Source organism: Campylobacter sp. IFREMER_LSEM_CL2127 (assembly GCF_025771745.1).
Classification (GTDB): Bacteria; Campylobacterota; Campylobacteria; order Campylobacterales; family Campylobacteraceae; genus Campylobacter_D.
In genome coordinates this window covers 238,144-260,292 of the sequence record NZ_JAKMQV010000002.1, presented here as the reverse complement: position 1 = coordinate 260,292, position 22,149 = coordinate 238,144, and the positions used below count along the sequence as shown (strand labels likewise).

The following is a 22,149-nucleotide window of genomic DNA, read 5'->3' as shown; positions in this document are numbered from 1 at the left end:
CATGGGAATTTTTGATAGCTTATATACCGGAGTTAGTGGCATAAGAGCTGCTGAGCTTCAAATTAACACAACAGGTAATAATATTGCCAATGCAGACGCAGTGTTTTACACAAGACAAAGAGCTGTGCAAAGCTCAGGTATGTCTCTTGATAGAGGTGGTTTACACTTAGGAACAGGTACACAAATTGATACCATAAAACGATTGCACGATGAGCACTCTTATTATGAGTTAAAAAATGCCACTACTCAACAAAATTATACAAATTATTTAGGACAAATTTTACAAGAAGCAAGCCAAAGATTTCCTGATATGCAAGGAACTGGTATTTTACAAGATTATAAAAATTATTATGATGCATGGAATAATTTTGCTTCTAATCCAAGTGATGGAGCAAGTAAAATAGATCTTGTTAATAGTGCAAATACATTAACTCAAAACATACAAAAAACCCTACAAGATCTTAGCAAAATGCAACAAACTGTCAACGAGCAAATCAGACAAACTGTAGATGAGATCAATAATATTGGTCAAGAAATTGCAAATATCAACAAACAACTTGAAAACGAAGAAGTTTTACCAACTGATAATGCTAATCAATTAAGAGATAGAAGAGATGAACTTGAACTTAGACTTTCAAAATTAGTTGATGCAGTAGCCTGGAAAGGGAAAAGCTCTCAAGATAGCACCCTAGAATCTACTATGACTGATTCTGGAAGATATTATGATTTAAGTATTCAAGGTTTTAGCATAGTCAATGGCTCTAGCTTTCATCCTTTAAAATTAGATGATAATAATCCTAATGGATTTTATCAAATTTATTATGAAGTAAATGATGAAAACCGCTATGATTTAACTAGTAAAATTTCAGGTGGACAACTTGGAGCTCAGCTTGACCTTAGAGGTAGAAACTATGATGGCAATCACGATACTTACAGCGATGGAAAATTACAAGAGTATAAAGATATGCTCAATACCTTTACAAAAACACTTATAACTCAAACTAATAATGTCTATGCTCAAGCAGCAACTGATAAAGTAAATTCGGATGATTTAAAAGGTTTAAAACCTGATACTTCTTTAATGAGTTATGATAAAAATATTCAAGCGGGTAGTTTTGATATCATCATATATGACAACGAAGGTAAAGAAGCAGCTAAAAGAACTATAAAAATAGATGTTAATACCACTATAGAAGATGTTATTAAACAAATCAATGCAGATATAGATGACAACCATGATGCAAAACCTGGTAATGATTTAAATGATTATTTTCAAGCCTTTTATCATTATGATGGAAAAAGTGATAGTGGAAATTTCCAAATCAATGGCTTAAAAGAAGGTTATAAAATAGCTTTTAAAGACAATGGTACAAATTTCCCAGGGGCTTTAAATGTATCTTCATTTTTTAATGGTCAAGATGCAAGCAATATCAATGTAAATTCAAGCATTAGAAATGATCCAAATAGCTTAAAAGCAAGCTCAAATGGAGTTGATGGAAACAATGATGTAGCTAATGCTATGTTGCAACTTCAAAATCAAAAAGTAAATTTTTATAATAAAGATGGTACAGTTGATACTATGTCTTTAGATGGATATTATAGAAAATTTACAGGTCAAATTGCTTCAGATGCTGAAAGCAATGGTTTTGCGCATGCAACTAATATGACAGTATTTAATACAGCCTATGCAGAATATCAATCAAAAAGTGGTGTAAATACTAATGAAGAATTAGCAGCGCTTATACAATATCAAGCAAGTTATGGCGCTGCAGCTAAAATCGTAACTACTGTTGATCAAATGCTTGAAACCTTACTTGGTTTAAAATCTTAATGCAAATTAAAGCTCTTTTAGATGAGGCTATTTTAAGTAAAAATACTCAAAAAGAGCTTTTCTCTCATCCTGATCCTTTGCAAATTGCAAGTGTTTATAAAGATGAAACTATAGCTTTGCTTTGCGCTTTATTTGCTTATGGAAATGCTAAAAATATTGTAAATTTTTTAAAAAAACTTGATTTTTCCTTGTTTGAAAGAAATGATGAGATTATTAAAAAAGAATGCAAAGATCTAAAATACCGCTTTCAAAACTCTCAAGATATAGCTCAAATTTTTATCACACTTAAACGCTTAAAAAATGAAGATAGTATAGAAAATATTTTCACTAAAACTTATCAAAAAGAGCAAAACATCACACATGCAATAAAAGCTTTTATAGAAACAATTTATAAACTTAATCCTTATAAAAGCTATGGTTATGAGTTTTTCTTTTCAAAAGAATTTAAAACTCCAAAAGGTCCTTTAAAAAGATACAATATGTATCTTAGGTGGATGGTAAGAAAAGATGAGCTTGATTTGGGTTTGTTTAAAAATATCGATAAAAAAGATTTACTTATACCCTTAGACACCCATACTCATAAAGTTTCATTAAAACTTAAGCTTTTAAAGCGTAAGATTTATGATTTTAAAAGTGTTTTAGAGCTTACTCAAAGTCTTAAAAAATTTGATCCACAAGATCCTATAAAATATGATTTTGCTCTATATAGAATCGGACAAAACAAGGAAAGCTTATGGAGCTTGAATTAACTTATTATGTGATTTTATTTTTTGTTGCTGCTTTTGCAGGCTGTGTTGATGCGATTGTAGGTGGTGGTGGACTTATTACTATACCTGCTTTATTTGCTTGCGGGATCCCTCCTCATTTAGCCCTAGCTACCAATAAACTTCAAAGCACTTTTGGCTCACTTACTGCGGTTTTATCTTATAGAAAACATATGAATATAGAAAAAATTGCCTTAGGTATTTTATTTACCGCAATTGGAGCTGTTATTGGTACTTATGCAGTTTTACTAATAGATCAAAACGCTGTTAAAATCATTGTGCTAATATGCCTAGCTTTAGTTTTTCTTTATACTATTTTTAAGCCTAATTTAGGAAATGTTCATAATGAAGCAAAAATGAGCGCCACAAGCTTTCAAGTCACTTTTGGTTTATTGCTTGGCTTTTATGATGGCTTTTTAGGGCCTGGAACTGGGTCTTTTTGGATTTTTGCTTGTGTAATATTTCTTGGTTTTAGTATGAAAAATGCAAGCATTAATACTAAAATCTTAAATTTCACTAGCAATGTAGTGGCTTTAGGGGTGTTTTTATACTCTTATGAAGTACTTTGGAAAGTTGGTATTTTAATGGGTATAGGCCAAGTCTTAGGTGCCTTTGTAGGCTCAAAACTAGTCTTAAAAACACAAGGAACTTTTATCAAAAAACTCTTTTTAACTATGGTTGCTTTAACTATAGCTAAGGTTGCTTATGATTATCTTGTTTAAATTCCTTGACTAATTTGCCACATAGGTAAAAATACACCCAAGGCTAAAACTAAAATCAAACTCGCCATAAAAATTGTCATCAAAGGCTCTAAAACACTTAAAAGTCTTTGAGTGTAATTTTCTTTTTTATGTTCATAAAATAAAGCAAGCTCATAAGTACTCTCATCTAGTTTAGAACTTTTTAAAGCTAAATTTAACATTCTTATCGCAAAAAATTCAAAAAGCTTTATTTTGAAAAAAGCTTGATCTAAATCAAGTCCTGATTCAAATGAAGTCTTTATAATAAACATTTTGTTTTTAAAAAATTGATTTTCTATACCTTCACAAGCAAGCTCAAAAGCTCTTTTTATATCCACCCCTGCTTTCAATAAATAAGAAAAAATCAAGAAAAAACAAAATTTATCTTGATAAAATATTATCTTTCCAAAAATGGGAGAATAAAAAAGAATTTTATGAAAAAACAAAGACTTTCTAAAAGAGTAAGCAAGCATTATAAAAAATCCCATACCTAATAAAATAAATACATAAAAATGTTTAAAAAAATCTCCTAAAACAAAAAGAATTTGAGTGATTTTTGGCAAATCTAATTCAAGTTGCAAAAATAAAGTTTTAAATTCAGGCAAAACCAAAATCATCAGTACAAAAAAAGCTAAAATAATACATGTAAAAACAAAAAGTGGATAAGTTATAGACTTTTTAAACTGCTTAAAACTATGAAGGTTTTTCTCTTTTAGATTAATGATAATCTCAAAAGCCTTATATAAATCCTCCTTACCATCACAAATTTTTAAGACAGCACATTCTCTAGAATTTAAAACACCTCTAAAAGCTTCATTATAAGAGCTTCCATTTTTGAGTTTATTATAAATCACACTAAATATTTTAGCTATATGCACATCATGATTTGATCTTGCAAATTCTAAAATAGCTTCTTGTAAGCTTAATCCTGCTTTTAAAATCATACTTAAATCTTTAAGGATAAAAATAAGCTCTTCTTCTTTAATTTTATGTTTTGTTGTCCCAAAGTATTCTTCAACACTAATTATATTTTCAAATGATTTTTGTGCAAGATTTCTGGCTTCATATAGATTTTTGGCTTTAATTATACTTTGCTTTTGCTCTTTGTTTAAAGCATAAAAAATAATAAATTTTTTCAAAAACCAATCTTTCTTAGCTCATCTACACTTGTTAAACCAAGCTTAACTTTTTCCAAAACATCCATACCTAAAGTTAAAAAGCCTTTTTTTAAAGCATATGTTAAAATATTTTCATAATTTGCATTATTTTCTATCATACTTTTTAAATTATGGTCTAAAAATAAAAACTCAGCCACCATTAAACGCCCTTTATATCCACTATACATACACTTAGCACAACCCTTTGCTTTATAAAATTTTCCTTCAAAAACTTGATTTTGAAAATGAAATTTTTCATCGTTAGCTACTTTACATTCACATAATTTTCTTACCAAACGTTGGGCTATGATCAAATTAAGCGCATAGGCTATTAAATATTCTTTTGCACCCATATGTTTCATTCTAAAAATAGCTTCTATAGCACCATTAGTATGCAAGGTGCTTAAAACTAAATGTCCACTTAAAGAAGCTTTTAAAACTATATCCAAACTCTCCTCATCTCTAATTTCACCCACCATAATCACATCAGGATCTTGCCTTAAAACCGCTCTTAAAGCCTTGTGAAAATCAAAACCAGTTTTAGAATTTAACAAAATTTGCTGAGCATGTTTAAGTTTATATTCTATAGGATCTTCTAGAGTAATGATTTTTTTATTTTGATCAAGCTCGTTTAAAATAGCATGCATAAAAGTGCTTTTACCGCTCCCTGTTGGCCCACAAAATAAAATCAAACCATAGGGAGCATTCATACATTTTTTTAACGAGGTTAAATTTTCTTCTTTAATAAAAAGTCTATCGAGTTTTAAAACATGCTCATCTTGTTTTAAAATTCTAAACACTATACTTTGTCCAAATAACAAAGGCATAATTGAAATTCTAAAGTCATACTTTTGCTCTAAGATTATCTTAGAAAAACTCCCATCTTGAGCTTGTCTTTGTTCGGCTACATTAAGCAAGGCAATGATTTTTATATGCATTAATAAAGCCTGATAAGAATCCACATCAAGACTATGGATATATTTTAATTCTCCATCTATTCTAAATCTTATCAAAACTTCATTTTCCAAAGGCTCCAAGTGAATATCACTTGCTCTTAAAAAACAAGCATAAGTTAAAATTAAATTCAAAAACTGCTCTAATAAAAACTCATCTTTATTTTCATCACTTTTTAAATTAAGCTCTAATTTATCAAGATAGTTTTGAAAGCAAATTAAAAATTTAATCCTTTCTAGTAAGAATTTAAATTGTGTAAAATCACAAAGAAAAATTTTAATAACCTTTAAGCGGTATAAATTTTGTATTTTTTCTAAAATACTCTCATCTAAAGGTTTTAAAGAAGCTATATGAATATTTTCATCATCTTCATAAAAACAAAAAATATTATATTGTTCTATTAAAGAAAAAGGCAGAACATGGAGATATTTTTCTATTTTAAGAGTTTGATTTAAGTCTAAAATTTCCAATTTATACTCTAAAGCCAATTCTTGCAAAGAAAGTTCATTTAAAGCTTTTATTGTTTTTGCATCATTCAAAATAATTTCCTAAAAGTTTTTCATACTCTTCTTTAGCTCTTAAAGCATCTTCATACTTTCCAAGTTTTAATTTAGCATTGATAAAAACTAACCATGCTTCTTTTTCCAACAACTCAAATTCATTTGCCTCAATAGCCCAAAAAACGGCCTTTTGATAATCTTTTATTTGATAAAAATATTTAGCCAAATTTAAAGCATTTTCATAACTTGGGTTATTAATAAATTTTTCATAGAATGTATTTTGCTCAAAACTTTCATTTTGAATATTCATTGCATTCAAAAAAGACAAACAAATTAAAAAATTAAAACATATCATCTTCATGTTCAAAACCTAATTCTTTCAAACTTAATACTTTTTTATCAGCTCTTATTAAACTTGGCTTGATGATAAAAACTATTTCACTAATATCTTCTAAATTTTGCTTTCCTTGAAATAAAGCACCAAAAAGTGGTATTTTAGATAAAGCACTTACTTCATTATGGTTACTAATCGTATTTTTACTAATCAATCCACCCAAAATTAAAGTTTGTCCATCATCAACTTCAACTACAGTAGAAAGCTTTTTTTGTATAGTATCTGGTGCTATATTTCTTGGTTTATTTTGTCTATGATTATCAACACTATATTTAAAATCACTCAAACTAGGATTAATCCTAAGCATAATTTTATGATCATCTGAAATTTCTGGCAAAATATTTAGTAAAATTCCTACAAAAATAGAATAATTATTATAAGTTTCACTAATAGTTGTACCATTTTCAGTACCCTTAGAGCTTTCTTTTACTTGATAATTAATCGTATCACCTATGGAAATAATAGCTTGCTGATTATTAAGTGCCATAAGTTTTGGGTTAGAAAGTACAGTAGTTTTGCCATTTTCTTGTAATAAATTTAAAATAGCCTTAGTTTCAACATTAGCTTTAAGATTAATATTTTTAACACCGCCTTTATTGATTATAAAATCATTATCATCTCCATTAAGTTTAAAAGCAAGCTCTTGCCAATTAATCCCGCTTGAATGACTTTTATTTAAATGTACTGCAACTATACTTACATCAATTAAAACTTGTTTTTTAAGTCTTTTATTTAAATCTTTTAAATATTTTTCAACCCTTGTAAGCTCATACAAAGTAGCATTTAAAGTGATAATCCCTGCATTAGTATTAATAATAGGTTTAGTTGTATTTTCATCTAATAAAGCTTGTATTTCTTCTGAAATTTTTTCCCAAAAATCAAATTTATCCGTGCTAATGACCAAATTATCCGCTTCTTTAGTACTATCATAATCGCCCTGTTTAGGTCTTGAATCCACTGAAGCTTTAGTAATGCTTTGCCCTTCTCTAATAGAGCTTATATAATGCACTTTAAAAGTTTTAACTTGTCTTCCATAAATTTTTAAAATATTTTTTTCATATTCATAAGCAAGATTATTTTCCATCAATAAAAGTTTAAAAATTTCTCTTAAAGACATTTTTCTTATGTGTAAATAATTTTGAGTATGATTTAACTTTTCTCTGGCTAATGAATCTTTTATTATAATACTAAAACCACATTCTCTACCAAGTTCATTTAAAATTTCAATCAAAGAAGTTTTATTTTCTACACTTATATCAAAAAAGCGTTGATGACACTGTGAAGCAAAAACATTTGTAAAAGTTAAGATACTAATAAATAAAAATATTATTTTTTTCATACAATTTTAAAACCATGATTTTTTCTTCCTTTATCAATACAACTTGAGAATTTTTAATCTCAACAATCTTAAAACCTTCAATATCATCATTTAAAGCATACCATTTATCATTAATCTTAACTTTATTAGAAATGATAGCTTGCAAAGAAAAATCAGATTTTATATTTGTAGTCTTTTGAAAAAAAGGATCTTGAATCAAAGAAAAATCAATATTACTGCAATCTTGATTCAAAAATGGGTACTTAGCACCAAAAGCACTAAGCACCCATAAACTCACAAGTAAAAATCGAAGCAAATTTTAATTTTCATTACTAAAATCAGCACTTGCTAGACGTTTAAGTTGTCTATAACGGCGTTGTGCTTCTGCTTTGTTTTTTTCAAATAATTCTTTTGCTTGCTCAGGATTTGATTTTTTCAAAGAATTATAACGCACTTCATTCATTAAAAAGCTTTCATACAAATCCCAATCAGGCTCTTTAGAAGAAATTGTTAAAGGATTTTTACCTTCTGCTTCTAAACGTGGATCGTAAATATAAGTTGGCCAATATCCACATTTTGTGGCAAGTTCTGCTTGATTTCCTGAATTTCCAAGCCCACCTTTAATACCATGAGCTATACAAGGAGAATAAGCAATAATCAAAGAAGGTCCATCATAAGCTTCTGCTGCTATTATTGCTTTTAACAATTGCGCATAATTTGCATTAGAATTTACTTGAGCTACAAAAATATAACCATAAGTCATAGCAATTTGACCCAGATCTTTTTTCTGCACTGGCTTACCTGCTGCAGCAAATTGAGCTACTGAACCTGTTCTTGAAGATTTTGAGCTTTGGCCTCCAGTATTAGAATACACTTCAGTATCAAGCACTAAAATATTTACATTTTCACCACTTGCTAAAACATGATCAAGCCCGCCATAACCTATATCATAAGCCCAACCATCACCACCAAAAATCCAATGTGATTTTTTACTTAAATAGCTTTTCAGTTCTAAAATATCATTTACAGTTTTAATCTGTTTATTTTCTTCTAGCAATGGCACTAACTTATCTCTTAGCTCTAAAGAAGCTTTAGAATCTTCTTTATTTGCAATCCATTCTTTATATAATGCAGAAAGCGCATTAGGAACTTCTTGCATACTTTCATTCATGATTTGCTCAATTTTATGTCTTGTTGTTTCAGTTGCTATTTTCATACCAAGACCAAATTCAGCATTATCTTCAAATAAAGAATTACCCCAAGCTGGTCCATGACCATTTTTATTACTTTTTCTATATGGAGTTGAAGGAGCTGAACCACCATAAATAGAACTACAACCTGTCGCATTAGCAATAATCATTCTTTCACCAAACAATCTAGTGATTAAAGTGATATAAGGAGTTTCTCCACATCCTGGACATGCTCCATGGAATTCAAATAAAGGTTGAGCAAATTGAATACCTTTTGCATTTTCTCTATTTAAGATATTATCTTTATAGCTTACTTTTTTGAATAAATAATCTGCATTTTCTTGCTCACCGTGATCAAGCTCTTCACCCAGTGGAACCATTACTAAAGATTTTTCTTTAGTTGGACACTCATGCACACAAAGCTCACAACCTGTACAATCAAGTGGCGAAACTTGAATTTTGAAATTTAATTTTTGCTCTTTTACGCCTTTTGCATTTAAACTATGTTCTTTTACACCTGCTGGAGCATTGTTTAATTCTTCTTCATCAATCAAGAAAGGTCTAATAACCGCATGCGGACACACTGAAGCACATTGATTACACTGAATACAATTAGTTTCTATCCATCTTGGCACCATAACACCAACGCCTCTTTTTTCATACTCAGTAGTACCATGCTCAAAACTACCATCTTCATAACCCAAAAATGCTGAAACTGGTAAATCATCTCCCTTAGCTGCATTCATAGGTTTTGCGATTTTTTCAACAAACTCAGTGCCTTTATAGGCTATAGTTTCTTCTTTAACTTCATCAGCTAAATTTGCCCAAGAAGGATCAATATCAACTTTTACAAGTCCATCTGCACCCACATCAATAGCTTTGTAATTCATCTCAACTATAGCATCACCTTTTTTACTATATGATTTATAAGCCAATTCTTTCATATATTTTTGCGCATCTTCAAAAGGAATGATATTAGCAAGCTTGAAAAACGCTGATTGCATAATTGTATTTGTTCTACTACCTAGTCCTATTTCTCTAGCAAGTTTTGTAGCATTAATAATATAAAAATTAATTTCTTTTTGCGCTAAAACCCTTTTTACTGCATTTGGAATCTTCTTAATAGTCTCTTGCGCACTCCAAATACTATTTAAAAGGAAAGTTCCACCTTTTCTAATGCCTGCTAAAACATCATAAATTTCTAAATAAGCAGCCACTGAACACGCTACAAAATGCGGTGTAGAAACTAGATAAGTTGAAGTGATAGGTTTTTTAGAAAATCTTAAATGGCTTCTTGTATAACCACCTGATTTTTTAGAATCATAAGCAAAATAAGCTTGTGCATAAAAGTCTGTTTTATCCCCTATAATTTTAATAGAGTTTTTATTCGCCCCTACAGTACCATCAGCACCAAGTCCATAGAATAGGCACTCTATAGTACTCTCATCACCCAAAGAAATTTTTTCTCCCACAGGCAATGAAGTAAAGGTCACATCATCATTAATTCCTATGGTAAAACCATCTTTTGGATTTGCTTGATTTAGGTTTTCAAAAACCGCTAGAAGTTGAGCAGGATCAACATCTTTTGAAGAAAGTCCATATCTACCACCAACGATTAAAGGTGCTTTTTCTTTTCCATAATATGCGCTTTTTAAATCCAAATAAAGTGGCTCGCCTAAACTTCCTGGCTCTTTAGTTCTATCTAAAACAGCTATTTTTTCAACACTTTGAGGCATTACATCAAATAAATATTTTAAACTAAATGGTCTATATAAATGAACTTTTAAAACCCCTACTTTTTCGCCTTTGTTGTTTAGATGATCTACAACCTCTTTTAAAGCTTCAGTCACTGAACCCATTGCTACTACAATGCGCGTTGCATTTTTATCCCCATAATACACAAAAGGTTTGTATTCTCTTCCTGTAATTTTTGAAATTTCTTGCATATATTCATTAACAATGTCAGGAATAGCTTCATAATATTTATTTGCCAACTCTCTTGTTTGAAAATAAATATCATCATTTTGAGCCGTACCTCTTGTTTTTGGATTTTCTGGATTTAGACAGGAATTTCTAAACTCCATCAAAGCTTCACGGTCAAGCAAACGATCAAAATGCGCATAATCCATTACTTCAATTTTTTGGATTTCATGGCTTGTTCTAAAACCATCAAAAAAATGCATAAAAGGTACTCTACCTTTAATAGCTGCTAAGTGTGCAACACCTGCTAAATCCATACTTTCTTGCACAGAATGTGAGCAAAGCATAGCAAAGCCTGTTTGTCTTGCTGCATAAACATCTTGATGATCTCCAAAAATAGATAATGCTTGAGAAGCTAAAGCCCTAGCTGCCACATGGATAACCCCAGGTAAAAGCTGACCTGCGATTTTATACATATTTGGTATTTTTAGTAAAAGTCCTTGAGAGGCAGTATAAGTAGTAGTTAAAGCGCCAGCTTGCAAAGAACCATGAACCGTCCCTGCCGCTCCTGCTTCACTTTGCATCTCTACAACTTTAACCGGTACTCCAAAAAGGTTTTTTTTACCTTGAGAAGCCCATATATCAGTATAATCTGCCATTGGTGAACTTGGGGTAATAGGATAAATTCCAGCAACTTCTGTAAATGCATAAGCTGCATAAGCTGCTGCTTCATTACCATCCATTGTTTTCATTATTTTACTCATCTAATTATCCTTATAATTAAAATAATTACTTAAAATCAATAGCTACTTTATCTTGAATTGTCTTAAACAATGATAAAAAATTTTTATTATTTATGAGTATGGGGTTTGAGTGTGAAATTATCGGATATTTTTTATGTGCTCTATTGCCTCATAAGTATTTTTAAAAAGTGGAATTTTAAATTTAGCTAAACTTTCTTTGCTTTCATAACCACTACTTACTGCTATGGGTTTAATACCCGCATTACAAGCTGCTTGGATATCTAAATGAGTATCTCCAATCATAAATGCATCTTCTTTACCTTTAGATAATTTTTCTAAAGCTAATAAAATAGGTTCAGCATTTGGTTTTGGGTGAGTTACATCATCTCTACCTATAATGACTTTAAAGTATTTTCCTATCCCTAAATGATCTAGCAAAGGTTTGGAAAATTTAGAACTTTTAGTCGTTACAACAGCTAAATCAGCAAACAAACTAGCCTCATATACACTTTCTTTTGCCAAAGAAAGCAAAGAAGTTTGCTCTATATAGATTTTTTGATATACGCTTCTATAAGCATTAATATACTCACTTGTTTTTTCTTTTGGCACTCCAAGTTTTTCAAAAGCTACATCTAAAGGAAAACCTATTAAAGCTTTAATGGCTCCATGATCTCTTAAAGGCTCGCCAAAAGCTTTAAAAGCAGCATCAAAACCATCTAAAATGGCACTTGTAGAGTCTATCAAAGTGCCATCTAAGTCAAACAAAATTGTCTTTTTTAACAAAGTTTATTCTTTAATGAAAAATTTTGCTTCCACGCGTCTATTTTGCGCACGGCCTTCTTTAGTGTCATTGCTTACTTTTGGCTTATCAAAACCATAGCCTTTAGTTGCAATTTTTTCTTTAGCTACGCCTGATTTTTCAAGTTCTTTCGCAACTGCCTTTGCACGCTCTAATGATAATTTTTGATTATAAGCTTTAGTTCCTGTACTATCTGTGTGACCCTCTAAAATAGTATAATATTGTGGGTTTTCTTCTAAAACCTTACCTACTTCTTGGATTTTTTGTGCAAATTCAGGGTTTATAGTGATTTGATCAAAACCAAAATGTCCTTCAAGCGCTATTGTCTTTTCACAACCTATATGATCAAGTAAAGCACCTTTTCTTGGTTCTGGACATGATTTATCGATTTGTTTTGATTGCGGTTTTTCTTCGATTTGTTTAGTTGCAGTTTGAGGAGTTTTTGGAGCTTTATTACCAAAATAAAAACTCAAGCCAACACTAGAAATCAAATTATGTTCACCATTATTGAATTTAATTTGATCTCTTGCTTCAAGTCTTAAAGCCAAATCTTCTCCAAGTGCAAATTTAAAACCTGCACCATATTGAGCAAACATACCACTTTTATTTTCATAAGCTCCATGACTCAAATACTCATAACCTGTTCCCAACAAACCATATAAATATACATGATTAGCCAGATCAATTCCTTTAATAGCATTTACATAAAATCTTGAAACACTAGCATCTGTATGTGTATTATCGTTTGGATTATTATATTTTGCATTGTCATAATACTCTAAGCCAAGTTCAGCCTGATCTAGCCATAAATCATCATAATGATAACCAAATCTCAATCCCACTCCACCATAATTTTTAAGATCTAAATTTCCTTCTGGAGTTGTGTAGTTAAAGGTTGGAGTGATTTCTATTTTGCTAGTATCAAAAGCAAACAAAGCACTAACTAAACTAACCAATCCTATGATTTTTTTCATCGTCTATCCTTAAAAATGAAAATAAATGGGGTATTATATAAAATGAAGATTAAAATAAAATAAGCCCCTTTTGGGTAAGGGGCTTAAATTTACTACAAAAAGGAGGTTTCCCTGATCGGACTTTGAAATTATAAAAGTTTATTATAAATAAAAAATCCTATAATTTTAAACAAAACTAAAATATATGAAAAAATATGATTTTTTTAAAAAATGAAAGAAAAAATGGATCCAAAAATGGATCCAAAAAAGATTAACGTTTAGAGAATTGTGGGCTTCTTCTTGCTTTTCTGCGACCGTATTTTTTACGCTCAACAGTTCTACTATCTCTAGTAAGAAGTCCTTTTGGTTTTAATAATGCTCTAAAATCTGCATCCATAGCAGCTAAAGCTCTTGAAATACCATGTCTTAAAGCTTCAGCTTGAGCGCTGTATCCACCGCCTAAAGTTGTTGCTTTAATATCCATAGAAGTTTCTTGCTTAGTTACTAATAAAGGCTGAACTACTTTTAATTTTATAGCTTCATGTCCGCCAAGCCAAGTGTTTAAATCCATACCATTAACGATGATTTTACCACTACCAGCTTTTACCCAAACTTTAGCTACAGCGGTTTTTCTTTTACCTGTTGCGTATGTTGTTGCCATGATTATTTTCCTTTATTAGCAATTTGAGCAGTATGAGGATGTTCGCTACCTGCATAAATTTTTAATTTTTTTAGCATAGCTCTACCTAGGTTTGTTTTAGGTAGCATACCACGAACTGCTAATTTATATAATTTAACTGGATTTTTTTCTAATAAATCACCAAATTTTTCACTTTTTACACTTCCAAAATACCCTGAATGTCTGTGGTATAATTTATCTTCTGCTTTATTTGCACCTGTGAAAACTGCTTTAGAAGCATTGATAATGATTACATAATCTCCACAATCAACATTTGGAGTATAGCAAGGTTTATTTTTACCTCTTAAAATAGTCGCTACTTCTGTTAAAAGACGACCAAAACGCTTTCCTTCAGCGTCTAAAACGATCCATTCACGTTTTACTTCGTTTGGCTTTGTTATCTTTGTCATCATCTTACCTTTGCCAAAAATTTTTTTAAAATGAGATTATAATTATTTTAACTTAATTAATACTTAATTTAAGAATACTTAAAGCTTAAATATTCTTACCACTATATGAAAAATATTGAGTATGAAAAAATACACAACTTAAAAAATAAAACGATATAGATATCTTATATAATGTTAAACCTCTATTACATCCACTTTATCTTTTAAAACATACACCAAAAAAACCTTAGTGGAAGTCTTAGTTAAGATTTTTTCTATGGCTTCTTTGTAAAGTAAAACTTGCTTTTTATGCTCGTTTAAATTTAAACCTGTTTTATAGTCTATAATGATAGCTTCATTATCATCAAATGCAAGCATATCAAGCTGTTTTTGCTCGCCTTTATAAGTGATGATTTGCTCTTTAAGTAACTTTTTACCCACTAAAAGTGCGTTAAATTTCTCATCTTTTAAAAGCATAGTAAGTCTTTTAAAAAGCTCATCAAAAGCTTCATCATCTAAGTAAAAACGATATTTTTTATACACCATTTGCTTACAAAATTCAAAATTATTTTTAGTGTTAAAATCAAAATATTGTAAAAATTCATGCAAAGCCAATCCAAAATGTATTTGCTCGCTTGTAAAATAGTTTTTAACTTTAACTTCTTGTAAATTTACCTTTTGAAATTCTTCAAAGCTTTCTATTTGCTCTAATTTTTCCAAAGGCTCATTTGTTTTTGAAAGTTGTTCTTCTAAAATGCCTATTTGCTTTTCTTCATAATCTTTAAAATATCCTTTAAAACCCTTATAATTTTCATCATTTTTTATAACAAAAAGAGAATTTTTAGCTCTAGTAAGTGCTACATATAAACAATTTATCTCATCTTCTGTTTGGAGTTTTTTTCTTTTGTCTAAAAAGGCATTATAGCTATCATCTTCAAGGTATTCTCTAGCACTATGTCTGTATTTTATTTCCCAGCCTTGCTCTAAATCATACTCAAACATTAAAGTATCAGTATCTGGAGCTTTTTTGCTAAGTCTATCAAGCACGATTAAATTTTCAAATTCAAGCCCCTTAGACTTATGCACGGTCATAATGCTAACTCCATCATTTTGCGCTTGTAAAGAACTTAATTTACAAGGACTAAATAAAAAATCAAAAAAATTATCAAAAGTACTTGCATGCTCTAAATAGGCGATGAGATTAACATCACTTAGATCAAGCTTTAAATAATCAATCAAGTATTTTAAAATTTCACCTACACTGCGGTTTAGATCAAGCTCAAGATAGCTAAGTTCTTTTTTTAAAATATCATTTACAAAATACAAACTAAACTCATCTTTAAGCACACAAGCCTTTGCATACTCAAAAAGCACTCTTACGCTAATACAATCTAACAAAGGAACATTGCTTTGCGTATAAGCTTTAACGCCATTTTCTTCAAGAAATTCTTGAATCAAAGTGGCGTCTTTATTGACCCATACTAAAATGCAAATATCATCAAGCTTAATGCCTTTTTCTAAAAGTCTATGGATAATTTTTAAAGCTTCTTTAGCACTTGCTTCATAAACAGAACCATTTTTACTAGGGATGTGATTTTGCAAAATTTCTACATACCCGCCTTCTTTAACGCTTTTTTGCAAAGTAAAGCTAGGATTTAAAAAGCTATCAAAAAATTTATCTTTAAAGGTGTCATTGACATAATCAACAATGATCTTTTTACTACGATAATTAGTATCCAAATGCTCTAGCTTAATTTGTGGAAAGTCTTTTAAAAGCTTATCAAAAAGTTCTTTTTTACCCCCTCTAAAACCATATATACTCTGCTTTTTATCGCCTACATAAAAAAAACTTCTGTTTTTTTTCACACCCTCACCTGAAACAAGCTCAGCGATAATAGGCTTTAAAATTTGATACTGCAAGACATTAGTATCTTGAAATTCATCGATTAATAAATGAGAAATATAACCATCAAGTCTAAAATAAATCAAATCTTTATTAGCCTCATCACTAATTAATTCATAAGTTTTTAAGGCTATATCTGAAAAAGTTAATGTATTTTGCTTGGTATTGTTTTCATTTCTTGCTTCTTTAAAATGCGCCAAAAGCTTTGCAAGCATACTTATGCGGTAATTTTCCATTTGATTAAAATATTCTTTTGCATTTTGTATAAGCTCTGCTCTTTTTTGTGAAAATTCATTATCAATGACTTTAGTAAAATAATTTTTATCTAAATTACTAATAATAGGCTTAGCGAAAAAATCTTCCATTCTTTCAAAATTAAAATTTGAAAGATAATTTTTATTTGTGCTTAAATTTTTTGCATAAGCTATAAACTCATCAATATTTTTTTCTAAAGCAGCCTTACTTGGAAGGTAAGCTTTTGGATTTGGCTTAACATCACAATGCTTTATATATAAATTTTCAAGGTTTTTTAAAAAATCACTTTTGCTTTTTGTTTGGATAATGTAATACGCTAGACTTTTTAGCTCTTCTTCGTTTAATTTAGCAATGAAATTTTTATAACTATCTTGACTTTCTATGATCTCAAAATCACTCATAAAACCTAAATTTAAAGCAAAAGAACGAATAATTTGCGAAAAAAAACTATCAAAGGTATAGATATTGAGTTTAGATCTTAAAAATTCGTTTTTACGCTTTTGTCTTAAATCTACAAGCTCTTCTTTGCTTTTGCCTAGCATTCTCATAAGCTCATTGCATTCTGCTTTATTTTCTCCATTTTCAAGCACATCAAATTCTAAAAAGGTTTTAAAAATCCTTTCTTTCATCTCGCTTGTGGTTTTATTGGTAAAAGTAAGAGCTAAAATTTCATTAATCTTAGCTCCCATTAACACCAAGGCTACAAAACGCACGCTTAATGCAAAGGTTTTTCCACTTCCTGCACTAGCTTCTAAAGCTAAAAAAGGCTCAAAATTACAACTCAAAGCTTAAACTCCTTTTTATAAAGCATGGTATAAGGACTATAGGTATTATCATTTCTTTGATTAGTAAATTCTTTTTCTAAAGGCTCTTTTGCAAGCTCATTAAGCATGTCTTTAAGCTCTTGTACTTTTTCACTTTCAGTATTTTCATAAACGATTTTCATATTTTTTAAATCATAAAAACAAGCATTTATATTTTCTAAAGGGTATACACCCTCTAATAAAAACTTATAAAAAGCAAGCTGGTAAGTTTTTTCATCTATTTTCCCAGTTTTATAATCTATGACTAATTTTTCATTTTCATTTTCATCTAATCTATCTAAACGTCCAAAAATAGTAATTTTAACTCCATTTTCAGCGATAAAATCTTTCTTTTGTGAAAATTCACAATCTCTTACCATAAAACCTTGTTTAAAATGCTCATTTTCAAGCACTTGAAATTCTTTAAACATTGCTTGTATTAAAGCTAAATTTAAAGCATCGATTTTGTAATCTTTCAAATTTTTTACAATATCCATAAATTTTTCATAGTCAAAATATTTTGATTTTTTGTTTTGTTTATAGTATTTTTCTAAAGCTTTATGAATAAAACTTCCTAGCTCATTCGCCCTAAGAGTATCTTCTAATTCTTTTGGTTCTTTTAATCCTAAGACATATTTATAATAATAATCTAAGCCATAATTTATCAAAAGGTGGAATCTCGTAAAAGTAAGCTCTTTACTAAAATAATCATGCTTAGCCATTATATGTGTAATTGGCTCAAGGTTAAAATCACACTTGTGTGTTTGAAAGTATTTGATATAGGCATTGTCACTGTATGTTTTATCCTCTATGAGTGAAAAATCAAGCTCACTTAAAAATCTTGACTTGATTTTTTCTTCATTCTCTACATAAGAAATTCCTACTAATTTTGCCTTGGCTATTAGGGTATAATAATAATGTCTTTGTAAATTTTCTCTTTGAGCATGAGTAATAAGTCCTGCTTTTTTTCGAATTTCATTATTTAAAAATAACTCACTTGAAACTCTTTTAGGGATAAACTCATCATTAAAATCAACTATAATCACCCCACCAAAGCTGAGCCCCCTACTTTCTAAAAGCCCCATTACAGTAACTTCACCACCGCCAACACTGCTTAGTTTTTTATTGTCAATTTGCATGAAAAATAACTCTAAAATTTGCTTAAAACTTAAAGTATGTGTTTTTATAAGTTCTTTAATGAATGCAAGCTCTTGATAGATATAATCTTGCAATTCTTGATTGTTAATATCTTCTAGCAAATTATGGATGAAGTTTTCAAAAAAATCAAAAGAGATATTTTCATCAAAAAGCTTTCTAAACTCTATAAAATCAATACCAGAAGGATAAAAATGCAAATTACATAGGTGCTTGTTTAACTTTTGCCTATCAAAAAAATCTTCACTAAGCTCATACTCAAACTCATCATCTTTAGCACTTTCATATAAAGTCTTTAATCTATGATAAAAAAGCGTATGTTTGATACTTTCCCCATTGGCATAGTTTAATACATTGTTTTTATCATAAAGTCTTAAAATATCTACAAAGTTCTCATCAGGAGTAATCACTACAATATCTTTTGCGCTAATACCAGCTTTTAAAAAGCTGTTAATTTTTTCAAAAACAAAAGCAGCTTGCAAAGACCGTAAATTAAAACTTTTATAAGTGATTTTATTTTCTTGCACAAAAGGACACTCTTGTAATATTTGTGCTTGGTTTACATCATATAAATACACATGATTTTCCTTAAGAGAAAGCCCTTGTAAAAAGCTAAGAGAACTTAAAAAATCTTTATTAAATTTAGTACAATTAAATTGCACTTTAAGAGGAAGTATTTCCTTAACTTTTAACAAAAGCTCTACTTCAAAAGCATTCAAAAAACCTTGAAAATCAAAAATAATCTCATCATAATTTTTTAAAAAATCATTATTAATTTCATAATCTAATACTAAAGAAATATCATCATATAAATTTTGTTCATGTAATAGAGTAAGATAATTTTTAAAAAGCTCTTCTAAAATTTGTAAATGTTCATCATACTGAGCATAAGCGTCATAATTTTTTAAAGCACTAATATCCTTTTTCTCCAAGCTAAGTTCTTTAAAAAAACTAAATAAATAAGCATTGTTTTTTAAAAATGCAAAAAAATTACTCGGTATTTTCAAACTTTGTTCTAAATTTTTAGTTTGTTCACAAGCCTTTTTCATCAAAAGCAAACACTCATAATGAGTTGCTTGAAAATGTGGAGAAAAAACTAATTTTTGCATAAATTCAGCTATACTCATAGCCGGATCTACTAAAGTGTCTATTTGTAGTTTTTTCTCATAATATTTTCTTAAAGCTCTTAGTGAGCTAAAAACAAAAAGCTTCATTATTTAGTCTGTAAAAAGAATTTAAAAAATCCTACGCTATTTTCATCTTGAGTGATTTTTAAAAGTATTTGCCAAACACCTTTTTCTTTGATATTAAAATAAAACACCAAATCACCTCCTTCTAACCTTGCTTGTAAATTTTCATCATTTACATTTGTATGTGGGCGTGAAAGTAAAGTTTGAATTTGAAGTTTACTTAAATCATAATCTTTTAAATTTTCAATCGCAATTCTAAGTTCATTTTGCCCTTCATTAATATAATAAACTTGATTTTTCTTATGCATAAAGCTTTCTTTATCTTTAATGCTTAATTTAAAATTTTCATCAAAAGTCTTTTGTCTGTTTTGAATTTCATTATAATTTAATTCTACATTTTGATAAGAATCAAAATAAAAATTATCTTCATATACAGGTGCTTTACTTGCGATAAAAATCGTTACAATACAAGCTATAACAATAAGCCCTAAAGAAATCAAAATGCCATAAGGCCAAAATGTTTTCTGATTTTGCATTTATCTTCCCCTTTTAATTTTTCTTTGCACTAACATCAAAATCGCAACACATAAAAAGCCATAAATTAAAATTCTCATGATATTTAAAGTATCACGATTTGAATTTCCATAAAAAGGTTTTATATTAAAATGATTTGCCACTTGATCAGCAATATCTGCATAACCATTTAAAATAGCAGCATTATAAATGTCTTTTTGTTTAGGATTTGCAAGTATAGGCAAAATCGTTCCTTTTTCAGGGTAAGGACTCAAAACACCTTCTTTATCAAAAAAAGCTAAAGCATCATCACTTGCAAGTATATCCACCTTATGTGAAGCTTTAGAAAATACAAGTAAAATATACGGCTTGCTCAAATTAGCTTCATAGCTCTTTAAACTTTCAAAATCTTTTTTATCACTTAATGCCAAAGCGATATTTACTCCGGTTAACTCATGAATTTGCTTAGAGCTTGAAGTAATATTTTGTTCTATTGCAGTATTTAAGATATTGTCATTTAATAGTATTTCAGCATGTAAGAAATTAGCAAAGCAAATAAAAACGGCGGTTAAAAAACCGCCTTTAAATATATTTTTCATCCTATAAAAAGGTGATTTACAGTTAAAACTGACCAAGCAGTAACTCCTGCTGCTACAACTAAGCCAGCTATGATTAAGTATTCAAGAACTTTTGCCATAATCATTCCTTTATGATGATATGTTCTTCTCTTTTAGAGTCAAACATTTTAATTTGCTCTGCATTTTCTATTTTATAAGGTTTTTGCATAACATCTTGCTGTGTTTTAAGACCCCAAACAGTAAGTCCAGCTAGAATCGATAGCAATAAAACAGTTGCTATTAACATTCCACTAACACCCGAAAGTGAAAATACACATCTATTTGAATTTTCCATTATTCACCCCTTGAAAGAGAAATTGCATATTCGCTAACTGCTTCTTTTTGAAGCTCATTTAATAAACCATTATTAAAATGAGGCATTACACCTATACTACCTGCTTTACCACGATTTAAAACATCTACTACAAACTCAGCACTGCCATATTTTGTCAAATCCGGAGCAACCAATTGCCCATCAATAGTTCCTTTTCCATCTTCACCATGACACACCGTACAAGTTGCAAAAAGTTCTTTTCCTTTTGCTACAAGTTGAGGATTTTCAGTTTTTTTAATTGCTGAAATTTCAGAAGCAACATAGGCAGCAATTGCAGGGATATCAGCCTCATCTATGCCATTATCAGCTGCACTTAACATTTCACCCATAGGATAATTCATACCCTTAGAACCTTTAGTAATTACCTCTATAAGCCCTTCTTCTGAACCCCAAATGTTAAGATTTTGTGCTTTTCCATTAATACCATCACCTGTAATACCATGACAAGAAGAACATTGAACCAAGAAAATATTCTTACCCATTTCTTGTTTATCTTGTGCACTTAAATTTGCAAATTTTTGTGCAAATTTTTCATTATGTGCTTGTACTTCTTTATTATACTCACCAATTTGAGAATAACTATTTAAAGGATATCCCCAAAGAAAATACCATATACACCATACTATAGCTAAGAAAAACACTACAGCCCAACCAAGTGGTATAGGATTTTTAAACTCACCTATACCATCCCAACTATGCTCGCTTAGTTCACCTTGGCTCTTTTCTTCTTTCATACTTTTAAACAATTTTCCTACCACAACAAGCGTAATTAGTATGATAAGAATTGCTCCAATAAAAGATAATAAATTAACATTATCTTGTAAATTCAACCATTGCATTAAGCACTCCTTTTATTTTGCTCTAAAACACGATCGCTGATTTCATCATGCAATGCCAAATCAGCGTATTTTTCATAGTTTCTTCTACCTGTTTTTTCAGATCTATACAAATGAAACCAATAAGAATACAAAACTACCACTAAAAATACTACAAGAGCAAAAAAACCATAAGCTTGTAGCTCTCTTATTAGTTCTAAATCCATAGTTTT

General features: G+C 29.7%; 21 protein-coding genes. 3 read left to right on the top strand and 18 right to left on the bottom strand.

Going from position 1 to position 22,149, the window contains the following annotated elements; all coding sequences use genetic code 11:
• Window position 1: 1 nt before the first annotated feature.
• From flgK to L8V77_RS02980, 3 genes are read left to right on the top strand one after another with little or no spacing between them, the layout of a single operon-like run.
• Window positions 2-1,831 carry a flagellar hook-associated protein FlgK gene (gene flgK, locus L8V77_RS02990; protein ID WP_263706630.1) on the top strand — a complete coding sequence of 610 codons (1,830 nt, stop codon included), beginning with the start codon at window positions 2-4 and terminating at the stop codon, window positions 1,829-1,831.
• Window positions 1,831-2,580 carry a TIGR02757 family protein gene (locus tag L8V77_RS02985; RefSeq protein ID WP_263706629.1) on the top strand — a complete coding sequence of 250 codons (750 nt, stop codon included), beginning with the start codon at window positions 1,831-1,833 and terminating at the stop codon, window positions 2,578-2,580. Before flgK ends, L8V77_RS02985 begins: the two co-directional genes overlap by 1 nt.
• Window positions 2,565-3,317, top strand: coding sequence for a TSUP family transporter (locus L8V77_RS02980; RefSeq protein WP_263702484.1), 753 nt, complete (start codon window positions 2,565-2,567; stop codon window positions 3,315-3,317). The genes L8V77_RS02985 and L8V77_RS02980 overlap by 16 nt, the downstream gene beginning before the upstream one ends.
• Here L8V77_RS02980 and L8V77_RS02975 read toward each other — a convergent pair.
• The 18 genes from L8V77_RS02975 to L8V77_RS02890 all read right to left on the bottom strand — a co-directional run bounded on the left by L8V77_RS02975 (window position 3,314) and on the right by L8V77_RS02890 (window position 22,143).
• Complete coding sequence (locus L8V77_RS02975; RefSeq protein WP_263706628.1) at window positions 3,314-4,474, bottom strand: type II secretion system F family protein; 1,161 nt, start codon at window positions 4,472-4,474, stop codon at window positions 3,314-3,316. The two genes, L8V77_RS02980 and L8V77_RS02975, sit on opposite strands and share 4 nt — an antisense overlap.
• Window positions 4,471-5,985, bottom strand: a complete 1,515-nt coding sequence (locus L8V77_RS02970; RefSeq protein WP_263706627.1) for a GspE/PulE family protein — start codon at window positions 5,983-5,985, stop codon at window positions 4,471-4,473. Before L8V77_RS02970 ends, L8V77_RS02975 begins: the two co-directional genes overlap by 4 nt.
• Window positions 5,978-6,307: a hypothetical protein gene (locus tag L8V77_RS02965; RefSeq protein WP_263706626.1), complete on the bottom strand. Its 330-nt coding sequence runs from the start codon at window positions 6,305-6,307 to the stop codon at window positions 5,978-5,980. Before L8V77_RS02965 ends, L8V77_RS02970 begins: the two co-directional genes overlap by 8 nt.
• Window positions 6,288-7,679 carry a pilus (MSHA type) biogenesis protein MshL gene (gene mshL / locus L8V77_RS02960; RefSeq protein WP_263706625.1) on the bottom strand — a complete coding sequence of 464 codons (1,392 nt, stop codon included), beginning with the start codon at window positions 7,677-7,679 and terminating at the stop codon, window positions 6,288-6,290. The genes L8V77_RS02965 and mshL overlap by 20 nt, the downstream gene beginning before the upstream one ends.
• Complete coding sequence (locus tag L8V77_RS02955; RefSeq protein ID WP_263678564.1) at window positions 7,651-7,974, bottom strand: hypothetical protein; 324 nt, start codon at window positions 7,972-7,974, stop codon at window positions 7,651-7,653. The genes mshL and L8V77_RS02955 overlap by 29 nt, the downstream gene beginning before the upstream one ends.
• Before the next feature lie 3 nt (window positions 7,975-7,977).
• Window positions 7,978-11,532 (bottom strand): pyruvate:ferredoxin (flavodoxin) oxidoreductase, encoded by a 3,555-nt coding sequence (gene nifJ / locus L8V77_RS02950; RefSeq protein WP_263706623.1) that lies wholly within the window; start codon window positions 11,530-11,532, stop codon window positions 7,978-7,980.
• Window positions 11,533-11,649: 117 nt separating this feature from the next.
• A complete protein-coding gene (locus tag L8V77_RS02945; protein ID WP_263706622.1) occupies window positions 11,650-12,294 on the bottom strand; it encodes an HAD family hydrolase in 645 nt (214 codons plus the stop codon).
• Window positions 12,295-12,297: 3 nt separating this feature from the next.
• Complete coding sequence (locus L8V77_RS02940; RefSeq protein WP_263706621.1) at window positions 12,298-13,284, bottom strand: OmpA family protein; 987 nt, start codon at window positions 13,282-13,284, stop codon at window positions 12,298-12,300.
• Window positions 13,285-13,534: 250 nt separating this feature from the next.
• Window positions 13,535-13,924: a 30S ribosomal protein S9 gene (gene rpsI, locus L8V77_RS02935; RefSeq protein ID WP_039617655.1), complete on the bottom strand. Its 390-nt coding sequence runs from the start codon at window positions 13,922-13,924 to the stop codon at window positions 13,535-13,537.
• Between the two features lie 2 nt (window positions 13,925-13,926).
• Entirely contained in the window at window positions 13,927-14,352 is a 426-nt protein-coding gene (gene rplM / locus L8V77_RS02930) for a 50S ribosomal protein L13 (RefSeq protein ID WP_039617653.1), read from the bottom strand.
• Between the two features lie 174 nt (window positions 14,353-14,526).
• Window positions 14,527-17,274: a RecB-like helicase gene (locus tag L8V77_RS02925; RefSeq protein ID WP_263706619.1), complete on the bottom strand. Its 2,748-nt coding sequence runs from the start codon at window positions 17,272-17,274 to the stop codon at window positions 14,527-14,529.
• The gene (locus tag L8V77_RS02920; RefSeq protein WP_263706618.1) at window positions 17,271-19,661 is read right to left on the bottom strand and encodes a PD-(D/E)XK nuclease family protein; all 2,391 of its coding nucleotides are present in this window, start codon (window positions 19,659-19,661) and stop codon (window positions 17,271-17,273) included. Before L8V77_RS02920 ends, L8V77_RS02925 begins: the two co-directional genes overlap by 4 nt.
• Window positions 19,661-20,173 (bottom strand): FixH family protein, encoded by a 513-nt coding sequence (locus tag L8V77_RS02915; protein ID WP_263706617.1) that lies wholly within the window; start codon window positions 20,171-20,173, stop codon window positions 19,661-19,663. The genes L8V77_RS02920 and L8V77_RS02915 overlap by 1 nt, the downstream gene beginning before the upstream one ends.
• Window positions 20,174-20,749 carry a hypothetical protein gene (locus tag L8V77_RS02910; RefSeq protein ID WP_263706616.1) on the bottom strand — a complete coding sequence of 192 codons (576 nt, stop codon included), beginning with the start codon at window positions 20,747-20,749 and terminating at the stop codon, window positions 20,174-20,176. It lies immediately after the preceding gene.
• On the bottom strand, window positions 20,746-20,847 hold the full coding sequence (locus L8V77_RS02905; protein ID WP_149062088.1) for a hypothetical protein: 102 nt from the start codon (window positions 20,845-20,847) through the stop codon (window positions 20,746-20,748). Before L8V77_RS02905 ends, L8V77_RS02910 begins: the two co-directional genes overlap by 4 nt.
• A 2-nt stretch (window positions 20,848-20,849) precedes the next feature.
• Window positions 20,850-21,062, bottom strand: a complete 213-nt coding sequence (locus tag L8V77_RS02900) for a DUF4006 family protein (protein WP_039617641.1) — start codon at window positions 21,060-21,062, stop codon at window positions 20,850-20,852.
• Window positions 21,062-21,940, bottom strand: a complete 879-nt coding sequence (gene ccoP, locus L8V77_RS02895; RefSeq protein ID WP_220516176.1) for a cytochrome-c oxidase, cbb3-type subunit III — start codon at window positions 21,938-21,940, stop codon at window positions 21,062-21,064. Before ccoP ends, L8V77_RS02900 begins: the two co-directional genes overlap by 1 nt.
• Window positions 21,940-22,143, bottom strand: a complete 204-nt coding sequence (locus L8V77_RS02890) for a cytochrome c oxidase, cbb3-type, CcoQ subunit (protein ID WP_039617636.1) — start codon at window positions 22,141-22,143, stop codon at window positions 21,940-21,942. Before L8V77_RS02890 ends, ccoP begins: the two co-directional genes overlap by 1 nt.
• Between the last annotated feature and the right edge of the window lie 6 nt (window positions 22,144-22,149).

Bases quoted from the DNA above. Each gene is read 5' to 3' on its own strand.
- nifJ (WP_263706623.1), bottom strand. From the start codon at position 11,532: ATGAGTAAAATAATGAAAACAATGGATGGTAATGAAGCAGCAGCTTAT.
- L8V77_RS02890 (WP_039617636.1), bottom strand. From the start codon at position 22,143: ATGGATTTAGAACTAATAAGAGAGCTACAAGCTTATGGTTTTTTTGCT.
- ccoP (WP_220516176.1), bottom strand. From the start codon at position 21,940: ATGCAATGGTTGAATTTACAAGATAATGTTAATTTATTATCTTTTATT.
- L8V77_RS02920 (WP_263706618.1), bottom strand. From the start codon at position 19,661: ATGAAGCTTTTTGTTTTTAGCTCACTAAGAGCTTTAAGAAAATATTAT.
- rpsI (WP_039617655.1), bottom strand. From the start codon at position 13,924: ATGGCAACAACATACGCAACAGGTAAAAGAAAAACCGCTGTAGCTAAA.
- L8V77_RS02900 (WP_039617641.1), bottom strand. From the start codon at position 21,062: ATGGAAAATTCAAATAGATGTGTATTTTCACTTTCGGGTGTTAGTGGA.
- mshL (WP_263706625.1), bottom strand. From the start codon at position 7,679: ATGAAAAAAATAATATTTTTATTTATTAGTATCTTAACTTTTACAAAT.
- L8V77_RS02985 (WP_263706629.1), top strand. From the start codon at position 1,831: ATGCAAATTAAAGCTCTTTTAGATGAGGCTATTTTAAGTAAAAATACT.
- rplM (WP_039617653.1), bottom strand. From the start codon at position 14,352: ATGACAAAGATAACAAAGCCAAACGAAGTAAAACGTGAATGGATCGTT.
- L8V77_RS02980 (WP_263702484.1), top strand. From the start codon at position 2,565: ATGGAGCTTGAATTAACTTATTATGTGATTTTATTTTTTGTTGCTGCT.
- L8V77_RS02940 (WP_263706621.1), bottom strand. From the start codon at position 13,284: ATGAAAAAAATCATAGGATTGGTTAGTTTAGTTAGTGCTTTGTTTGCT.
- L8V77_RS02915 (WP_263706617.1), bottom strand. From the start codon at position 20,173: ATGCAAAATCAGAAAACATTTTGGCCTTATGGCATTTTGATTTCTTTA.
- flgK (WP_263706630.1), top strand. From the start codon at position 2: ATGGGAATTTTTGATAGCTTATATACCGGAGTTAGTGGCATAAGAGCT.
- L8V77_RS02965 (WP_263706626.1), bottom strand. From the start codon at position 6,307: ATGAAGATGATATGTTTTAATTTTTTAATTTGTTTGTCTTTTTTGAAT.
- L8V77_RS02905 (WP_149062088.1), bottom strand. From the start codon at position 20,847: ATGGCAAAAGTTCTTGAATACTTAATCATAGCTGGCTTAGTTGTAGCA.
- L8V77_RS02910 (WP_263706616.1), bottom strand. From the start codon at position 20,749: ATGAAAAATATATTTAAAGGCGGTTTTTTAACCGCCGTTTTTATTTGC.